Consider the following 13172-nt stretch of genomic DNA (forward strand, 5'->3'; position numbering starts at 1 on the left):
CCCACACCTCCATCTCACCGAAGCGCTGTCCACCGAACTGCGCCTTACCACCGAGCGGCTGCTGGGTGATCATCGAGTACGGACCCGTCGAACGCGCGTGGATCTTGTCGTCGACGAGGTGGTGCAGCTTCAGGATGTACATGTAACCGACCGCGATCGGGTACGGGTACGGCTCGCCGGTGCGTCCGTCGATGAGCTTCGCCTTGCCGGTTCCGTCGACCAGAGTCTGGCCGTCGCGGCGGGGCTTCGTCGACTCGAGAAGTCCGCGGACCTCGACCTCCTCGGCACCGTCGAACACGGGCGTCGCGACCGGCGTGCCGGCCTCGACATCGCGGTACTCCTCGGGAATGTCGACAGCCCATTCGGGGTTGCCTTCGATCTTCCAGCCCTGCTGGGCGATCCAGCCGAGGTGCACCTCGAGAACCTGACCGAAGTTCATGCGGCCCGGAATACCCATCGGGTTGAGGACCACATCGAGCGGCGTGCCGTCCTCGAGGAAGGGCATGTCCTCCTCGGGCAGGATGCGCGCGATGACGCCCTTGTTGCCGTGGCGGCCCGCGAGCTTGTCGCCCTCGGTGATCTTGCGCTTCTGAGCGATGTAGACCACGACGCGGCGGTTGACGCCCGAGCCGAGCTCGTCGTCGCCCTCTTCCGCGTCGAACTCCTTGACCGCGATGACGGTTCCCTGCTCGCCGTGGGGCACCTTCAGCGACGTGTCGCGAACCTCGCGGCTCTTCTCGTTGAAGATCGCGCGGAGCAGGCGCTCCTCGGCCGACAGCTCGGTCTCGCCCTTGGGCGTGACCTTGCCGACGAGGATGTCGCCGGGGCGAACCTCGGCGCCGATGCGGATGATGCCGCGCTCGTCGAGGTCCTTCAGCAGCTCAGGGCTGACGTTGGGGAGGTCACGAGTGATCTCCTCCTTGCCGAGCTTCGTGTCGCGGGCGTCGACCTCGTACTCCTCGATGTGAATCGATGAGAGCGTGTCGTCCTTCACGAGGTCCTGGCTGAGGATGATCGCATCCTCGAAGTTGTAGCCCTCCCACGTCATGAACGCGACGAGCAGGTTCTTACCGAGTGCGAGCTCGCCGTTCTCGGTGGCGGGGCCATCAGCGATGACCTCGTTCACCTCGACGCGCTCACCGGCCGAGACGACGACCTTCTGGTTGTAGGACGTGCCCTGGTTCGAGCGGTCGAACTTACGCAGGTGGTACTCCTGCGTGCCGCCCTCGTCGAGCTGGAGCACAACGCGGTCTGCGGAGACCTCGGTGACGACACCGGCCTTGTCGGCGGTGAGGACATCGCCGGCGTCGACGGCTGCATAGCCCTCCATACCGGTTCCGACCAGCGGGGAGTCGCTGCGAAGCAGCGGCACAGCCTGACGCTGCATGTTGGCGCCCATGAGCGCACGCTGAGCGTCATCGTGCTCGAGGAACGGCACGAGCGAGGTCGCCACCGACACCATCTGGCGCGGAGAGACGTCCATGTAGCCGATCTCGGCGGGCTCGAACATGTCGACCTCACCGCTGCCGCCCTTCGGGCGTGCCAGCACGTGGCTCTCGACGAACTTCTTGTTCTTGTCGAGCTTCGCGTTCGCCTGAGCGATGTTGAAGTCATTCTCCTCGGACGCGGTGAGGTAGTCGATGTCGTCCGTGACGACACCGTTCTCGACGCGGCGGTACGGGGTCTCGATGAACCCGAAGGAGTTGATGCGTGCGAAGGTCGCGAGCGATCCGATCAGACCGATGTTGGGGCCTTCAGGAGTCTCGATGGGGCACATGCGGCCGTAGTGCGACGGGTGAACGTCACGCACCTCGACGCCGGCGCGGTCACGGGACAGACCACCAGGGCCCAGCGCCGAGAGGCGGCGCTTGTGGGTCAGACCCGCGAGCGGGTTGTTCTGGTCCATGAACTGCGACAGCTGCGACGTTCCGAAGAACTCCTTGATCGCGGCGACGACAGGGCGCACATTGATCAGGGTCTGCGGCGTGATGGCCTCGATGTCCTGCGTGGTCATGCGCTCGCGGACGACGCGCTCCATACGGGACAGACCCGTGCGGACCTGGTTCTGGATGAGCTCGCCCACAGCGCGGATACGACGGTTGCCGAAGTTGTCGATGTCATCGGTCGCGATGCGGATCTCGGCCTTCTTGCCGCCGCGCAGACCCGGGAAGGTCTCGTCGCCGCGGTGCAGACGCACGAGGTACTTGATGGTTCCGACGATGTCTTCGACGGTGAGCACCGACGAGTCCAGCGGCTGGTTCAGGCCCAGCTTCTGGTTGATCTTGTAGCGGCCGACCTTCGCGAGGTCGTAGCGCTTGGAGTTGAAGTAGAAGTTGTCCAGCAGCGCACGAGCGGCCTCGGCTGCGACCTGCTCGCCCGGGCGGAGCTTGCGGTAGATGTCGCGGAGGGCGTCTTCCTTGGTGAGGATGGTGTCCTTGGCGAGCGTCTCCTCGATGGAGGGGAAGCCGGCGAACTCTGCGAGGATCTCCTCGCTGGTCATGCCGAGAGCCTTGAGGAACACGGTGACGGACTGCTTGCGCTTGCGGTCGATGCGCACGCCGACCTGATCGCGCTTGTCGACCTCGAACTCGAGCCATGCACCACGGCTCGGGATGACACGTGCGGAGACGATGTCCTTGTCAGAGGTCTTGTCGGGCGTCTTGTCGAAGTAGACACCGGGCGAGCGCACCAGCTGGGAGACGACGACACGCTCGGTGCCGTTGATGATGAAGGTTCCCTTGGTGGTCTGCAGGGGGAAGTCACCCATGAAGACGGTCTGAGTCTTGATCTCACCGGTCTGGTGGTTCATGAACTCGGCCTCGACGTACAGCGGGGCGGCGTAGGTCTTGCCGCGCTCCTTGCACTCGTCGATCGAGTATTTCTCAGGCTCGAGGTACGGGTTGGTGAAGCTCAGCTGCATCGTCTCGCTGAGGTCTTCGATCGGGGAGATCTCCTCGAAGATCTCCTCCAGACCGCTGAACTCGTTGAGATCCTTGCGGCCGGCCTTCTTGCCTTCGGCGAGGCGGGCCTTCCACGTGTCATTGCCGACGAGCCAGTCGAATGACTCGGTCTGCAACGCGAGAAGGTCAGGGACCGTCAGCGTGTCGGAGATCTTGGCGAACGAAAGACGCGATGCTCCGCGTCCGTTCTTGTTGGTGGTGGATGTGGATGCGTTGGGAGCAGCAGCCAAGGGAATAACCTCCGTGAGCCCCGCGGGGCTTCTCGATTCCTTTGTGTCAGGTGGAGTGCGCACTCACATGCTCAACGTCTGCCGACCACCATATGAGGGCAGGGAGAAAGGAGGCGCAAAGAACAACTATACGTCTGATTTCCCGACATGGCAAGCTCAATCCTTGACCAATTCCGGATGCTGCGGTACAAGCCCCTTCGACAAGCTCAGGGAGCGGTCAGGAGGCGATGCCCAGTTCATTGCCGGGGATCGAGGCGAGCAGGCGACGCGTGTACGGATCGCGGGGATTCGTGAAGATCTCCTCGCTCGTCGCCGCTTCCACCAGCGCGCCGTCCTTCATGACGCACACGTAGTCGCTGATCAGCCGCACCACCGCGAGGTCGTGCGAGATGAACAGATAGCTCAGGCCGTATTCACGCTGCAGATCGCCGAGCAGCGTCAGGATCTGGTCCTGCACCAGAACATCCAATGCCGATACCGGCTCGTCGCAGACGATCAGATCGGGTGAGAGCGCGAGAGCCCGTGCGATCGCGACGCGCTGGCGCTGGCCGCCGGACAGTTCGGACGGATACCGCCGCAGCATCGACTGCGGCAGCGCCACATCGTCGAGCAGCTGCCGCACACGCTTGCGGCGTTCGGCACTGCTGCCCCGCTTGTAGAAGTCGAGCGGTTCGCCGATCAGGCGCTCGATCGTGAACATCGGATTCAGGCTCGAATACGGATCCTGGAAGATCGGCTGCACGCGCTGCCGGAAATCCCGGGTGTCCGCACGGTTGAGTGACTGGATGTCCTTGCCCTCGTACCGGATCACGCCCTCGGTCGGATCGATCAGCTTCAACAGCATCCGCGCCGTTGTCGTCTTTCCGGAACCGGATTCGCCGACGATCGCGACGGTTTCGCCGCGCGGGATCGTGAGCGAGACATCCTTGACCGCCACGAAGTCCGCGCCGCGTCCGCGCACCGGGTACACCTTGGTGAGGTGCTCGATCTCGACGATGTTGTCGGGGGATGGCTTCGACTCGCCTTCGGCTCGCTCAACCCGTTTCGTCTCGCTGCGCTCGCTCAACGACCCGTCAGAAGGTTTGTCACTCCCCGCGGGTCGTTGAGCGGAGGCGGCGGAGCCGTCGGAGACGAAACGGGGTGAGCGAGCGGTGTTCGTTGAGCGAGCCGAAGGCGAGTCGAAACGCAGAGTCGAAGCCTCCCCAGCGGGCGTCGCGAACGCATCGGGCTGCAGGCGCGCGACGGCGACGGACGGTGCGGCCGCGACCAGAGACTTCGTATAGGGATGCTGCGGATCCTCGAGGATCTGCTTCGCGTCGCCCTGCTCGACGACCTTGCCGCGGTGCATCACGATCACGCGCTCCGCGCGCTCGGCGGCGAGTCCCAGGTCGTGGGTGATGAGCAGCACGGCGGTGCCGAGCTCCCGTGTCATCGCACCGAGCTGGTCGAGGATCGTCTGCTGCACCGTGACGTCCAGCGCGCTGGTGGGCTCGTCGGCGATGAGCAGGCGGGGCTTGCACGCCAGCCCGATCGCGATGAGCGCACGCTGACGCATGCCCCCGGAGAACTCGTGCGGATACTGCTTGGCCCGCTTCGCGGCATCCGGAAGCCCTGCCGCCTCGAGCGCCTCGACGACCTTCTTCGACACGTTCTGGCGGTTCGCCAGCCCGTGCGCGAGCAGCGTCTCAGCCACCTGCGTGCCGATCTTCGCGACCGGATTGAGGTTCGACATCGGGTCCTGCGGGACGAGCCCGATGTCCCGGCCCCGGATGCCGCGCAGCTCGCTCTCGGACGCGTTCGAGATGTCGCGCCCGTCGAGGCTGATGCTGCCGCCGGCGACGCGCCCGCCACTGGCGAGGAGTCCGATGATGGCCATCGCGGTGGTCGACTTGCCTGAGCCCGACTCCCCCACGATCGCGACGGTCTCCCCCGCAGATATCTCGAGGTCCACACCCTCGACGGCGTGGACGACCCCGTCCATCGTGGTGAAGTCCACCGCGAGGTCGCGGACGGACAGCAGCGGAGCATCCATGCTCTTCTCTTCCTTCTCAGCCATCTCAGCGCGCCCTCGTTCTCGGGTCCATGGATTCTCGCAGCGCCTCACCGAACAGCGTGAAGCCGAGCGCGGTGACGGCGATGCAGATGCCGGGGAAGAACGCCAGCCATGGGGCGATCGCGAGCTCGCTCTGCGCGTAGGTCAGCATCCGGCCCCATTCGGCCGTTTCGGGGCGTCCGCCGCCGAGTCCGAGGAACGACAGCGCCGCGGCGTCGATGACGGCGGTCGCGAGAGTCAGCGTGCCCTGCACGATGACGGGACCGATCGCATTGGGCAACACGTGCGACATCGTAATGTGGCCGCGGCCGAGGCCGAGCGTCTGCGCCGAGAGTACGTAGTCGCTCGAGCGCTGCTGCAGCATCGATGCCCGCAGCAGTCGGGCGAAGATCGGCACCTGCGAGGCACCGATGGCGATCATCACCGCGAACGGCGTCTGACCGAGGATCGCTGCGATCGAGACGGCAAGCAGCAGGTTCGGCACCGACAGGATGATGTCGACGATGCGCATGATGAGCGTGTCGACCCAGCCGCCGAAGGTACCCGCGAGCAGCCCGAGCACCATGCCGCCGACGAGCCCCAGCGCGGTGGAGATGACACCGACCAGAAGGGATGCCCTGGCTCCCCAGATGAGCTTGGACAGCACGTCGCCGCCGAAGCGGTCGAGGCCCAGCGGGAAGCCCGCGATCTCGCCGGGACCGGGAATGTGGGTCGGGGTGATGTCGCGTGCTCCGGGAAGGGCGGTCTCGGGGTACGGCGCCAGGAGAGGCGCGAGGACCGCGACGAGCACGAACAGCACGACGATGACCGCGCCGATCCAGGCCGTCGGGTTGCGGCGGAGGCGTCGGAAAACGTCGCGCCAGAATCCGCCGCCGCCATCTTTCAGATCGGTCTGCAGCATGGTGGCGGTGTCGAGGGTGCCACCCTGCGCGGGAGGAAGTGGAATGCTCATTGGACCCTCACTCTCGGGTCGATCAGGCTGTAGGAGACGTCGACGGCGAGGTTGATCAGCGCGTACGCGATCGCGATGAAGATGATGAAGCCCTGCAGCACCGGGAAGTCACGGGTGAAGATCGCGCGCGCCAGGAACGATCCGATACCGGGGTAGGCGAACACGGTCTCCGTGAGCACCGCCCCCGAGATCAGCAGGCCCGTCTGCAGACCGATCGTGGTGACGACCGGAAGCAGGGCGTTGCGCAGGATGAAACGTCCGCGCAGCGTGGAGCTGGAGACGCCCTTGGCTCGGCCGGTGCGCACGTAGTCGGCGTTCTGCACCTCGAGCACGCTGGCCCGGGTAATGCGGACGATGATCGCCAGCGGAATGGTGCCGAGGGCGACCGCCGGCAGGATCAGATGCAGGATGGCATCCCATGAAGCATCGAACTCGCCCGTGATGATGCCGTCCCACACATAGAACCCGGTGGGATGAGTGGCGTCTATTCGCGGGCTCTGCCTGCCGTCGGCGGGGAGCCAGCCCAGTTGCACCGCGAAGATGTATTTCAGGATGAACGCGAGGAAGAACACCGGGATCGTGATGCCGACCAGGCTCAGGATGACCGCGGAGTGGTCGCTGAACTTGCCGTGCCGACGTGCGGCCCAGTAGCCCAGCGGAACGCCCACGCCGATTGCGATGATCAGCGCCGCGATCGACAGTTCGATCGTTGCGGGGAATCGCCGGAGGAACTCCTCCAGCACGGGGCGGTTCGTCTGGATCGACGACCCGAAATCACCCTGAAGGAGCCGTCCGATCCAGATGAAGTACTGCTCGATGAGCGGCCTGTCGAACCCGTAGAGCTCGTTCACGCGCTCGATGGCTTCCGGGGTCGCCTTCTCTCCGAGAAGAGCGACGGCGGGTCCACCGGGGAGAGCTCTGACCCAGGCGAACAGCAGGATGCTGAGCCCGAACAGAGTGGGAATGAGAAACAGCAGTCGCCTGCCGATGGTGCGCAGCAAGAAGTACTCCGTCTATTTCGGGTAAGGGCGTCACACCCCTCCGACGCAGAGCGCGGAGGGGTGTGACGCGAGAACCCTTACTTCGTGAGGACGATCTCGTTGAAGACCTCGTCGTTCACCGGGCTCGCCGGGAAGCTCTCGACCCTGGGGTCGAAGGCCAGCGTGGGTGCCGGGTGCGCGAGCGGGACGCCGGGGATGAACTCCGCGACCATCTCGTTGATGTCCTGGTACAGACCGGTCTGCTCGTCGAGGTCCGCGACGCCGCGGGCATCAGCCAGGGCCGTGAAGAGCTCAGGATTGTCGAAGCCCCACTCCGAGCTCTGCGCACCGAAGAAGACGCCGACGAAGTTGTCGGTGTCGTTGTAGTCACCGGTCCAGCCGAGCAGGTGGATGCCGTGGTCCGACGTGCCGGTGGTGCGGTCGAGGTACTCGACCCACTCCTCCGAGACCGGGGTGGTCTCCACGCCCACCTCGGCGAGCTGCGAGGAGAGCACCGTGAAGATCTGCTCGGGGTCCGGCATGTACGGGCGCGAGACGTTGACCGGGTAGTTGAAGTCGAGCTTCAGCGGGTTGGACTCGTCGTAGCCGGCCTCAGCCAGCAGCGCCTTGGCCTTGTCGACGTCGTAGTCGTACGTGGTGACGTCCTCGTTGTAGCCGTTGACAACCGGCGGGATGAACTGGGTCGCCTTCTGCGTGCCCTCCGGGAGCACCTGGCTGATCAGTGCATCCTTGTCGATCGCATACGAGAGCGCCTCACGGACCTTCGGGTCCTGCAGCTCGGGAACCTGCTGGTTGAACGCCAGGTAGAGGATCGTGAACGGCGGACGCGACACCATGGTGAAGCCGTCCTCTTCGAGAGCCGCCGTGTCGGCGGGGCCGACCAGGTCGTAGCCGTCGATGTCGCCAGCCTCAAGGGACTGGCGGCGCGCGGTCGGGTCATCGATCGTGCGGAAGATGATCTCGTCGATCTGCCCCTTGTCGCCCCAGTAGTCGCCGTAGTAGCTCAGGGTCAGCTGCTCACCCGGTGCCCATTCGTCGAACTGGAACGGGCCGGTACCGACCGGGTGGCCCATGGCGTACTCGGACAGCTGCGGCGCCTCTGCCGAACCGCCGACCTCGTCAGCGCCGAACTCGGCCAGCGCGGCCGGGCTCTGCATCGAGAACGCGGGGAGCGAGAGCGCGGGGACGAACCCGGCGAACGGCTTGTTCAAGTCGATGGTGACCGAGTAGTCGCCGTCGGGCGTGCAGGACTTGTACACGGCGTCTTCGGGGGAGTCCGCGTAGCCGTGGAACAGCTTGTTGTAGTAGTAGCCGAACGCCTCGGAGGCGGCAAGGCCGGTCCAGTTGTACCAGCGGTCGAAGTTCGCGCAGACGGCCTCGGCGTTGAACGGGGTGCCGTCGTGGAAGGTCACGTCCTCCTTCAGCGTGAAGGTGTGCGACATGCCGTCATCGGCGGACTCCCATGACTCGGCGAGGAGCGGAGCGGGGTCGGCGGTGCCGGGCTCGGTGCCTACGAGGCCCTCGAAGATCTGCCGGGAGACGCGGAAGGTCTCGCCGTCCTGCGCGAAGGCGGGGTCAAGGCTGGCGGGGTCCGAGGACGCCGCGAACACGAAGGTGCTGTCGACGTCGGCGCTTCCGCCGTCGCCGGAGTCGTCTCCGCGGTCGCTGGCGACGCAGCCCGCGAGCAGCATCGCCGCGATCGCGGTGCCGGTGACGGCGGTGAGTCCTCGTCGCCTGCGCATAGATGTAGTGATCATGCTGTGTGTACCTTCCCTAGTGGGGCGCTTCCTTGCGCGTTCCGAGAGCGTCGTCGTTCTCGTGACACGTGATGCATCGACGCTACCCAGCCCGCACCTGGAATCCAAACGTATTCGTGTTGCGATCCGGTATCAGCTCGGTAACGCTCTCGCTCCACGCCTCACTGCTCAGGCTGCGCCAGCGACCATGCTCTTCTCGCCAACCGTCGGCCGCCGATCGCGTTTCACACCAATGCTCTTCACAATGGTGCCCTGGCGCTTGACCTGCACTTCGATCACACCGGCGCGAGCCAGACGTTGCAGGGACTCCAGTGAGGGTGTCACATCGCCGCTCTCAAGCCGGGCGACGTGGGGCTGCTTCCAGCCGAGCTTCTTCGCGAACTCTGTCTGCGAGAGCTTGTGGTTCGTGCGATAGCGCACGACGGCAACGCTCACTGCGTCAGCAAGCGCAAGGCGATCTGCCTCAGCTGTGTACTCAGGATCGGTCGCGCGGCGATCTTCTTGAATGCTCTGGTGGCTTTCCAGGTTGGACAAGTTCATGACGATCCTTTCTTAGTCGTGATCTGATTGAGTCGAGCAACCGCGTCCTTACAGGCCTTCTTGAAACCCTTCGGGTTGTGTTGAGCCTCTGGACCATAGGCTCCGATGACGAAGGTGTCCTCGAATTGCCGATAGAAAGCCCGAACAGGACTTCTTCCGCCTCGTGGTCGGAGCTCACGGAGCTTCTCCGTATGCTTTACGTCGCTGCTGTGCGGGTAGCCGAGAGTCGGACCCAGGGTCCGGAGCTTGAGCACCGCGTTATCGATTGCCACGGCTTCCCGCGCATTGAGGGCAATGTACTCTCCCTTGGCGTCTGGGTGATCAACAACTTTCCACACGCTCCAATATAACACGCGCGTTATAAGAATGGTGAAGGTGTGTCAGGGTGTCAGGAGGCGTGAGCGGGCCGCCTCGGCGCCGACGCGGCTCGCGGCAGCGACCTCGATCACGGGCAACGGCAGTGGATGCTGCGCGGCGAGCCCCACGTTCACGACCACGGCCTCCGGGGCTCGGGCAGCTGCGAGCTCGATGAGGGCGCGCTGGTCGGCATCCACATCCGGGCGGTCGATGAGCAGCACGAGCCGCCCCTCTGCCGCAGTGGCGGCGATCGCCGCATCCAGCGCGGCATCCCGTTCCGTCTCGGTCGCTCGCGTGACGTCGAGGCGCACGCGGAAGCCGTCGCCCGCCAGGGCATCGGCGACGTACGACGCGGCGCTGTCGACCGCGAGAGTCGAACGTCGGCGCGCATCGATGACCGAAAGAGCGGATGCCGCGGCATCCAGCTCGCCCGTCACGCCCAACGAGCGGGCGACGATTGATGCTCCATCGAACGGCTGCGCCTGGGCGGGTGTGGCGGCACGTAGCTTCGCAGCCAGCGCACGCACGCGATCACGGGCCTGCTCGACCCGCTCGCGGGCGAGCGTGCCGTCACGCAATGCAACCACGATCGCGTCGCGCGCGGCGAGGAAGTCGCGTTCGTCCTGGTCGGATGCGGCGGCGTCTCCCGGATTCGTCGGGTTGCCGATGCAGAGCAGGTCGGCTCCCGCAGCGAGGGCCTGCACGGCTCCGCCGCCGAGACCGACCGATTCGCGGACGGCGGCCATGTCGAGCGCATCAGTGATGATGACGCCCTCGAAACCCATCTCGCGCAATCGTCCGAGGACGACGGGGTTCAGCGTCCCGGGCTGCTCGCCCCACGCGGGAACGACGATGTGCGCGGTCATGATCGTGTCCGCACCGGCGGCGATCGCGGCGCGGAACGGCTCGAGATGCACCTCCTCGATCTCGGACGGATCGAGCGTGATGACCGGCAGCGCATGGTGAGAGTCGAGATGGGTGTCGCCGTGGCCGGGGAAGTGCTTCACGCACGCAGCAACCCCGCCGTTCTGCAGCCCCTGCACGGTCGCTGCGACGTGACGGGAGACGCGCGCAGCATCCGCACCGAAGGAACGCACGCCGATCACGGGATTTCGCGGGTCGGTGTTCACGTCGGCGACGGGTCCCAGCACCACGTCGACGCCGACTTCACGGGCGCGCCGGGCGAGTTCCGCGCCGGTGCTCGCGCTCGCACCGATGTCATCGAGGATGCCGAGCTGGGCTGCACCAGGAAGGGTCGAGCCGGTCGCGACCTCGAGGCGTGTGACGCTGCCGCCCTCCTCATCGATCCCGATGAGGGCATCCGGATTCGCCGCGTGGATCTCGCCGCTGAGGAGCGCGAGATCGGACGAGACGTTCTGGCCGAAGTAGACGACTCCGGCGAGCTCCTGCTCGAGTGCGTCGCGCAGCCAGGCCGGCATGCGGGTCCCGAAGAAACCCGGCCACAGCACACTGTTGGCCAGCCGGGTGAGCTCGTCGGTCATCCCTTCACAGCTCCCGCCGTCATGCCGCTGGCAAGACGCCCCTGCACGATCACGAAGAAGATCATGACCGGAATCGTGATGATCGTGGATGCCGCCATGATGCTGCCCCAGTCATTCGAGTGCAGGCCGAAGAACGACTTCAGACCGATCGCGACCGTGAACTGGTCTTCGGCGCCGCCGAGCATCGTCATGGCGAAGATGAACTCGTTCCAGGCGGTGATGAAGCTGAAGATGGAGGTGGCGACCAGGCCCGGCATCACCAGCGGCAGCAGCACCGAGCGGAACATCCGCCACCAGCTCGCACCGTCGATGTACGCCGCTTCCTCGAGTTCGACCGGGACGGCGGCGACGAAGCTGCGCAGCATCCAAATGCCGAAGGCGAGCGAGAGCGCGACGTAGACGACCATCAGACCCAGGATGCTGTTGAGCAGGCCCAGGCTCTTCACCTGCAGGAACAGCGGGATGACGAGCGCCTCGAGCGGCACCATCTGCACGATGAGGATCATCATCAGGATCACGGTGCGGAACTTGAACTTGAAGCGCGCCACGGCGACCGCCGCGAGCAGGCACACCAGGGCGCTCACCAGCACGGTCACCAGCGCGACGATCGCGGAGTTTCGCAGGTACGTGCCGAACCCGCCTTCTTGGAAGACGAAGACGAAGTGATCGAGCGTCCACTCCGCGGGGATGAACGAGCGTCCACCGCTGGAGGCGTTCTTATCGAATGCGCTGGAGATCATCCAGTACGCCGGAAAGAGCGTGAAGGCGAGGACGACGGCGACGGCGATCCCGATACCGAAGCGGGAGAGGAGGGACTTCTTGTTCGCGTTCACAGTTCGTCCTCCTTCATGAGCGAGCGGATGTACACGATCGTGATGCCGACCAGCACGAGTGTCAGCAGCACGGCGAGTGCCGCACCGAAGCCGTAGCGGTTCTGGCCGAACGACTCGACATACGACCAGACACCGAGGTTGAGCACTGACCGGTTCGATCCCGATCCGCCAGGCATGAGGTACACCTGCGCGAACACCTTGAAGTCCCAGATGGTCGACAGGATGATCACGACGGCGAAGACCGGGCGCAGAGTGGGGAAGACGATGCTCCAGAAGCGACGCCAGGCACCTGCGCCATCGAGGGCGGCTGCTTCCAGCATCTCCTTCGAGACCCCGAGGAGACCGGCGAGCACGGTGATCGCGACGAACGGGAAGCCGTGGTGCACGACGTTCAGCAGCACGATCGCGTAGAAGGACCACTGGTTGGTGAACCAGTTGACCGGCCCGTCGATGAGGCCGAGGCTGAGCAGGACGTCGTTGAAGATGCCGCGGTCGGCATCGAAGATGAAAGTCCAGACGTAGGTGCCCGTGACCGCGGGCATGGCCCAGGCGATCATGATGCAGCTGGAGACGATGAGACGCCAGGTCTTGCCGAGCCGCTGTAGCAGAAGGGCGACGAGCGTGCCGACGGCGACTGTTGCGAGCACCGAGACGGCGGCGAATCCGACGGTGTTGGGGAGGACGACGGTCCACAGCGTGGAGTCCGTGAGCGCCTCGATGTAGTTGGCGAACCCGATCCAGTTGTTCTCACCGGTGTTGATCTCGCGCAGGCCGTAGTCCTGCAGCGAGAAGATGAACACCTGCACGAGCGGCCACAGCATCAGCCCCGCGAGGATGATGAGCCCGGGCGCGAGAAGCAGCCACGGCCGTGACTTGGCCATCAGAGTGAACCGATTGGATCGGCGGCCACCGGCCACGGAGGCGGGGGTCTTCCCCGCCTCCGTGGGTGTCGGCAGCGGTGCATGCACCGTCGACATCAAGGGATAC

At 65.3% G+C, this 13172-nt stretch carries 9 protein-coding genes; all 9 read right to left on the reverse strand.

All coding sequences use genetic code 11. The features are described 5' to 3' along the window. A partial coding sequence (rpoB, locus tag ACTIAO_RS03050) for a DNA-directed RNA polymerase subunit beta (RefSeq protein WP_441904792.1) occupies positions 1–3190 on the reverse strand: 3190 nt, incomplete at its 3' end. Positions 3191–3407: 217 nt separating this feature from the next. Then, positions 3408–5246 (reverse strand): ABC transporter ATP-binding protein, encoded by a 1839-nt coding sequence (locus tag ACTIAO_RS03055; RefSeq protein ID WP_441904794.1) that lies wholly within the window; start codon positions 5244–5246, stop codon positions 3408–3410. Position 5247: 1 nt separating this feature from the next. Beyond that, positions 5248–6195 carry an ABC transporter permease gene (locus ACTIAO_RS03060; RefSeq protein WP_441904795.1) on the reverse strand — a complete coding sequence of 316 codons (948 nt, stop codon included), beginning with the start codon at positions 6193–6195 and terminating at the stop codon, positions 5248–5250. Beyond that, positions 6192–7196: an ABC transporter permease gene (locus ACTIAO_RS03065; RefSeq protein WP_441904796.1), complete on the reverse strand. Its 1005-nt coding sequence runs from the start codon at positions 7194–7196 to the stop codon at positions 6192–6194. The genes ACTIAO_RS03060 and ACTIAO_RS03065 overlap by 4 nt, the downstream gene beginning before the upstream one ends. 77 nt (positions 7197–7273) lie before the next feature. After that, the gene (locus tag ACTIAO_RS03070; RefSeq protein ID WP_441904797.1) at positions 7274–8953 is read right to left on the reverse strand and encodes an ABC transporter substrate-binding protein; all 1680 of its coding nucleotides are present in this window, start codon (positions 8951–8953) and stop codon (positions 7274–7276) included. A 168-nt stretch (positions 8954–9121) separates the two neighbouring features. Beyond that, complete coding sequence (locus ACTIAO_RS03075) at positions 9122–9493, reverse strand: helix-turn-helix domain-containing protein (RefSeq protein WP_441904798.1); 372 nt, start codon at positions 9491–9493, stop codon at positions 9122–9124. Positions 9494–9873: 380 nt separating this feature from the next. Next, positions 9874–11352: a glycoside hydrolase family 3 protein gene (locus tag ACTIAO_RS03080; RefSeq protein WP_441904799.1), complete on the reverse strand. Its 1479-nt coding sequence runs from the start codon at positions 11350–11352 to the stop codon at positions 9874–9876. Continuing rightward, positions 11349–12185: a carbohydrate ABC transporter permease gene (locus tag ACTIAO_RS03085; RefSeq protein WP_441904800.1), complete on the reverse strand. Its 837-nt coding sequence runs from the start codon at positions 12183–12185 to the stop codon at positions 11349–11351. Before ACTIAO_RS03085 ends, ACTIAO_RS03080 begins: the two co-directional genes overlap by 4 nt. Then, positions 12182–13162 (reverse strand): carbohydrate ABC transporter permease, encoded by a 981-nt coding sequence (locus ACTIAO_RS03090; RefSeq protein WP_441904801.1) that lies wholly within the window; start codon positions 13160–13162, stop codon positions 12182–12184. Before ACTIAO_RS03090 ends, ACTIAO_RS03085 begins: the two co-directional genes overlap by 4 nt. Positions 13163–13172: the final 10 nt, after the last annotated feature.

Origin of the sequence: Microbacterium sp. (assembly GCF_052099035.1) — a bacterium.
In the GTDB taxonomy this organism is placed as follows: Bacteria; Actinomycetota; Actinomycetes; order Actinomycetales; family Microbacteriaceae; genus Microbacterium.